This window comes from Immundisolibacter sp. (assembly GCF_028696615.1).
In the GTDB taxonomy this organism is placed as follows: domain Bacteria; phylum Pseudomonadota; class Gammaproteobacteria; order Immundisolibacterales; family Immundisolibacteraceae; genus Immundisolibacter.
The window spans coordinates 1-5,145 of sequence record NZ_JAQVGQ010000196.1; the positions used below are offsets into that span (position 1 = coordinate 1).

A 5,145-nucleotide genomic window follows, 5' to 3' on the forward strand; every position below is an offset into this window, starting at 1 on the left:
GCGCAAGGCCTCGGCGCGTGCCGAACATTCCAAGGACGGAATTTTCGGCGCCGTTCTACGGCCCGGGCGCCATGCCGGGAGGCATCGCCGCCCGCGGCTCGGCCGGCGCCGGCAGCGGTTCGAGCAAGTCATCCAGCCGGGGCGTGAAGGTGCCGGCGGTGTGCGGCGGTATCGCGTAAACCCAGCCCGCATGGTCGCGATCGATGCGCTCGGCCTGCGCGGCGGCGGCGGCCCGCTGCTCGGCACCGGCATCGGCCGCCACCGCGGCGGCGATCCGCACGTGCGGCACGCCGTTCAGGGACAGCACGCGCGCGGTCACGGCGAGGCCATCGAAGGTGTCGAAAGTGACACGCGTGGCCTGTCCCCAGTCGCCCGCCACCTCGTCCGGCACGAACACGTTCTGCAGCGGCAGGTGCTGCAGGCCGTAGGCCACCGCACCGACCGCGGACGCCCGCGCCGTGCGGCCCGCGGGTAATGGCGTGCGCAGGGCGAAGGCGGCATCGGGCCCGTCGCGGGCGATCAGCAGCGGCGCCTCGCCGGGGTGCTGAATGCGCACGGCGCGCACGCTCGCTTGCGGCAGATCGATCGCCTCCGAGCGCAACCACAGCGGCGGACTGCGCTGTGCATCGACGGCGCCCTCGGCGAGCCAGGTCTGGTTCTCATCCGGCCGGCGCACGAACATCTGCCGCGGCCCCTGGCCGGCGGCGACGCGCGGCTTGCCGAGCAGCACTGCCGCCAGTACGGCGTCGTTGTCGCCCAGCACCCGCACCAGCACGCCGCGCGCACCGGGCCGGTCTGGCGCATCCAGATCGAGCGCCGCGTGGCGGGCCGGGTCGGCGGTGCGCGGCTCGAGCAAGGTCAGCGCCGACAGGCCCTCGAGCAGGGCGCGCACCTTGGCCGGGTCGGCCGGGAAGTCGTGTTTCTCGACCACCTTCCAGTCGCTGCCCACTCCCCGCAGCGTCACCTGGCCGGCAGCCGAGCGAATCTCGATGCGCCGCGCCACGGCGGCCTGCGCCGGCAGGTCCGGGAAGAGTTTTTCCTGATGCGCGACATAGCCGGTGCGCTGGGCGAAATCCCGCGCCGCCCACAGCGTGATCAGCACCAGCGCCAGCGTGGCGCCGGCCAGCAGCCATTTAGCCCGCGACATGATGCTCTCCCGTGCTGCGCCGGCCACGGCCGCGAGTGACGCCGACCAGCACGGCGGCGAAGCCGATCAACAGCGGCACCAGGGCGATGTTGACGAACTTCAGGCGCGTCTCCAGGCGGTCGATGTCCCGGCGCAGGCTGCGCTGCACTTCGCGCAGCTCGCGCCGCAGGCGCACGCGCTCGGCTTGGAAACGGGCGATTTCCTGCTGCTGCTCGGCGCTCAGCAGCGGGCCGCCCTGATCACCGCGGGCGGCCTGCAGCTCGGCGAGCTTCCGCTCGGTCTGTTCGAGCTCGGCCTGCAGGCGCTGCTCGGCGGCGCGGAACCGGTCCTGCGCGGCGCGGTTCATGGCCTGCACCACCGTGAACGGGCGCGCGTAGGTGCCCTGCGAGCGCACGCTGATCAGGTCGCCGCTGCCGCTGAGGTTGTCGACGGCGTTGATGAAGAACGCGCCGTTGTCGGCAAACGGCTGCACCATGCGGCTGCCGCGAAACTCGCCGACCTGCGCCCAGAAGCGGTCGTAGATGAAATCGGCGTCGGCGACGACGATGAGATTGGCCGGCACGGCCGACTGCTTGAGCACCGTGGCCGGCGCCTCGGCGCCCTCGGGCGGGCCGTCCGGGAAGGCGGTCTTGAGCGCACCCTGCACGCGCGCCGCGAACGTATAGCTGCGATCGGATGACTTGAACTCGCGCAGCAGGCTCTCGGGGTCGGGCTTGTCGAGGCCGTCGGCGCTGACCAGCATGGACTGCCGGCTGGAGGTCATCAGGGGTGTGAACTCGACGCTCGCGCCGTCTTTTTTGGACAGCGCCCCGACCGTGTTCATGTACATCTGCGTCAGGCGCGCGGTGACTACGTCTTTCGGATCGAAATGGTCGGACTTCAGGTCCAGCCACACCAGGTACTCCTGCGCCGGTGCCTGGTCGCTGAAGCTGACCATGCGCGCCGCCTCACGGTCGGCGATGACCTTGTCGGGTTGCATGTCGATGCCCCAGGCGCCGAGCAACGGCCCCAGATCGGACGGCGTCTTGGGCATGGTCATGGTCGGCATGATGGGATCGCGCGGCGGGGCTTCCACGTCGCTGTACGGATCGAGCAACGCCAGCACGCGACCCTTGCGCAGCGCGAACTGGTCGATGGCGAACAGCGTGGCCGGCGACAGATCCTTCGGGTGGATCAGGATCAGCAAGTCGACGTCGTCCGGAATCTTTTTGTCGAACGTAGCCAGCACGCGCACGTCGAACAGCTCGCGCAGCTGCTCGATCACCGCCCAGGGCGGCGCCTGCTGCTGGGTCATCGGCACGATCGAGCCGTTCACCGGCAGCGAGCTCAGCACCGCCACCACCGGCCGCTTGCCCTGGCCGAGTTTGTAGACGAGGCGCGTCAGGTCGTACTCGAGCGTGTCCTCGCTGGCCGGCGACAGGAACGGGATCACCTCCTCGCCGTCGGTGCTGTTGGTGGCGGCGAGGCCAAAGTAGGCGTTCTCGCCGCCCGGTCCGCCCACCGGCAGGCCGCGCAGGCCGAACTGCACGGCACGGTCCTCGGCGTCCGAGAACGGCTCGGGGTCGATCACCTTCAGCTGCAATTTGCCGTGCGAGTGCGCCACGTACTGGCCGAGCAGCGCCTTCACGCGGGCGGCGTAGGCCTGGATCTGCGGCACGTCGCGCAGCGCCTTTTGCGAAAAGAACAGGTTCAACGTGATCGGCTCGTCGAGCTTGTCGAGCACCGCGCGCGAACCGTCGCTGAGCGTGTACAGGTGGTTTTGGGTGAGATCGACCCGAAAGCCGCCGAGCGCCGTGGCGGCCAGGATGTTGACCGCCAGCAGCAGCACCACCGCCACGATCAGGCTGCCGGTCGAAAGAACTCCGCGTCGCATGGAAGTTACCCCTTAACCCGCAGCTTTCTTGGCTTCCACCAGCACCGTGTTGGCGTACAGCCACACGCCGATCATGCTGGCGAAGTAGACGATGTCCGGCAGTTCGATGACGCCGGTCTGAATGGCCTCGAAGTGGCGCAGAAAGCTCAGCGAGGCCACCGCCTGCGTGAGCCAGGCCGGCGCCCAGGCGCCAAAAAAGTCGAGCACGATCGGCAGCCCGCTGACGATGAACAGAAAGCTCACCACCACCGTCAGCACAAAGGCGATCACCTGGCTTTTGGTGAGCACTGACAGGCAAGCGCCAATCGCCAGATAGGCGCCGGCCATCAGCAGGCTGCCCAGGTACCCCGCCACGATGGCGCCGTGGTCCGGATCGCCCAGATAACTGACCGTGATCCAGATCGGGAAGGTCAGCGCCAACGCCACGGCGGTGAACAGCCACGCGGCGAGGAACTTGCCGAGCACGGCCTGGCCGGTGGTGATCGGCAACGTCATCAGCAGCTCGAGTGTGCCGGTCTTGCGCTCCTCGGCCCACAGGCGCATCGCCACCGGCGGGATCAGCACCAGATACAGGTAGGGATGGAACTGGAAGAACGGCAACAGATCGGCCTGCCCGCGGGCGAAGAACTGGCCGAGATAGAACGTGAAAATACCGTTCAGGAACAGAAAGATCACAATGAACACGTAGGCCAGCGGGGTGTAGAAATAGGCCGCCAGCTCGCGCCGCAGCACGGTCAGCATGGCATTCATGAGCGCGTCTCCCGGCCGGCCACTTCGTGCGTCAACTGACGGAACACGTCGTCCAGTCGCCCCTGTTCCACGTACAGCTCGTCGGCCTGCCAGCCGGCGCTGCGCAGCTTGTCGGTGACGGTCTCCAGCAGGCTGCGGCCGTGGCTGGCCAGCAGACGCAGGCGCCGCGCGTCGCCGGTCTCGTCCAGCACTTCCACCCGCGCCACGCCCGGCACGGCGGCGAGCTGTTCGGGCAGATCGACCGGCCCGCCGCGCAGCACCAGCACCACCGCGTTGTGGAACTGCGAGCGGCTGGCCAGCTGCGCCGGCCGGCCGTCGGCCAGCAGCCGGCCGCCGGCGATGATGACGGCGCGGCTGCAGATGGCTTCGACTTCTTCCAGGATGTGCGTCGAGACGATGATCGCCTTGTCGGCGGCGATGTCGCGGATCAGCTCACGCACCTCGTGCTTCTGGTTCGGGTCCAAGCCGTCGGTCGGCTCGTCCAGGATCAGCACCGGCGGGTCGTGCAGGATGGCCTGCGCCAGGCCCACGCGGCGCTTGAAGCCCTTGGACAGGGTTTCGATCGACTGATCCAGCACGCCACGCAGCGCCATGCGGTCGACCACCGCATCGATGCGCCGGCGCCGTTCGGCCGGCTCCAGGCCGCGCACCCCAGCCACGAAGTCCAGGAACCGCCGCGGCGTCATGTCGCCGTACAGCGGCGCGCCTTCCGGCAGGTAGCCGATGGCGGCCTTCACCGCCAGCGGCTCGCGCGTGAGCGCCATGCCGCACACCTCGACCTCGCCCGCGGTCGGCTCGAGATAACCGGTGATCATCTTCATGGTGGTCGACTTGCCGGCGCCGTTCGGCCCCAGAAAACCCACCACCTCGCCGCCGCCGACGCTGAACGACAAATCGTCCACCGCCCGCAGCGGCCCGAAATCCTTGGTCAGATGCCTGACCGCGACCCCTGGCTGCATGCTTGCCTCGTTAGGAAATGCCGGACACTCCCCTGGAATGCCCCGGCGCGCGCCCTGCCCCGAACGCGCCGCGGTGACCGCGCCGGCGTGACAAAAGGCCGGGCATTCTAGCCACAAGCCCGCCGCGCCGCGGCACGACCGACCGATCGTTAACATCGGCGACGTTCGACCACACCACACGGGGACGAGTTCATGACGCAAACCTTCACCGCCGCCGTGATTCAGATGGTGTCCGGCGCCGAGCTGGCCGCCAACCTGGCAAGCGCCGGACGGCTGATCGCGCGCGCCGCCGCGGCTGGCGCCGAACTGGTGGCGCTGCCCGAGAACTTCGCCCTGCTCGGCCGGCGCGAGCAGGACAAGCTGGCGGTGGCCGAGACCGACGGCGCGGGACCGATCCAGGACTTCCTGGCCGACAC

At 69.2% G+C, this 5,145-nt stretch carries 5 protein-coding genes; 1 reads left to right on the forward strand and 4 read right to left on the reverse strand.

The window, feature by feature from the left end:
* Positions 1-55: 55 nt before the first annotated feature.
* From PHC73_RS11400 to PHC73_RS11415, 4 genes are read right to left on the reverse strand one after another with little or no spacing between them, the layout of a single operon-like run.
* A complete protein-coding gene (locus PHC73_RS11400) occupies positions 56-1,147 on the reverse strand; it encodes a DUF4340 domain-containing protein (protein WP_300128212.1) in 1,092 nt (363 codons plus the stop codon).
* The gene (locus tag PHC73_RS11405) at positions 1,134-3,020 is read right to left on the reverse strand and encodes a Gldg family protein (protein ID WP_300128214.1); all 1,887 of its coding nucleotides are present in this window, start codon (positions 3,018-3,020) and stop codon (positions 1,134-1,136) included. The genes PHC73_RS11400 and PHC73_RS11405 overlap by 14 nt, the downstream gene beginning before the upstream one ends.
* Before the next feature lie 12 nt (positions 3,021-3,032).
* On the reverse strand, positions 3,033-3,770 hold the full coding sequence (locus PHC73_RS11410; RefSeq protein WP_300128217.1) for an ABC transporter permease subunit: 738 nt from the start codon (positions 3,768-3,770) through the stop codon (positions 3,033-3,035).
* Complete coding sequence (locus PHC73_RS11415; RefSeq protein ID WP_300128220.1) at positions 3,767-4,729, reverse strand: ABC transporter ATP-binding protein; 963 nt, start codon at positions 4,727-4,729, stop codon at positions 3,767-3,769. Before PHC73_RS11415 ends, PHC73_RS11410 begins: the two co-directional genes overlap by 4 nt.
* Before the next feature lie 192 nt (positions 4,730-4,921).
* Between PHC73_RS11415 and PHC73_RS11420 the strand changes: the two genes are divergently transcribed.
* On the forward strand, positions 4,922-5,145 hold a 224-nt coding region (locus tag PHC73_RS11420; RefSeq protein ID WP_300128223.1), incomplete at its 3' end, for a nitrilase-related carbon-nitrogen hydrolase.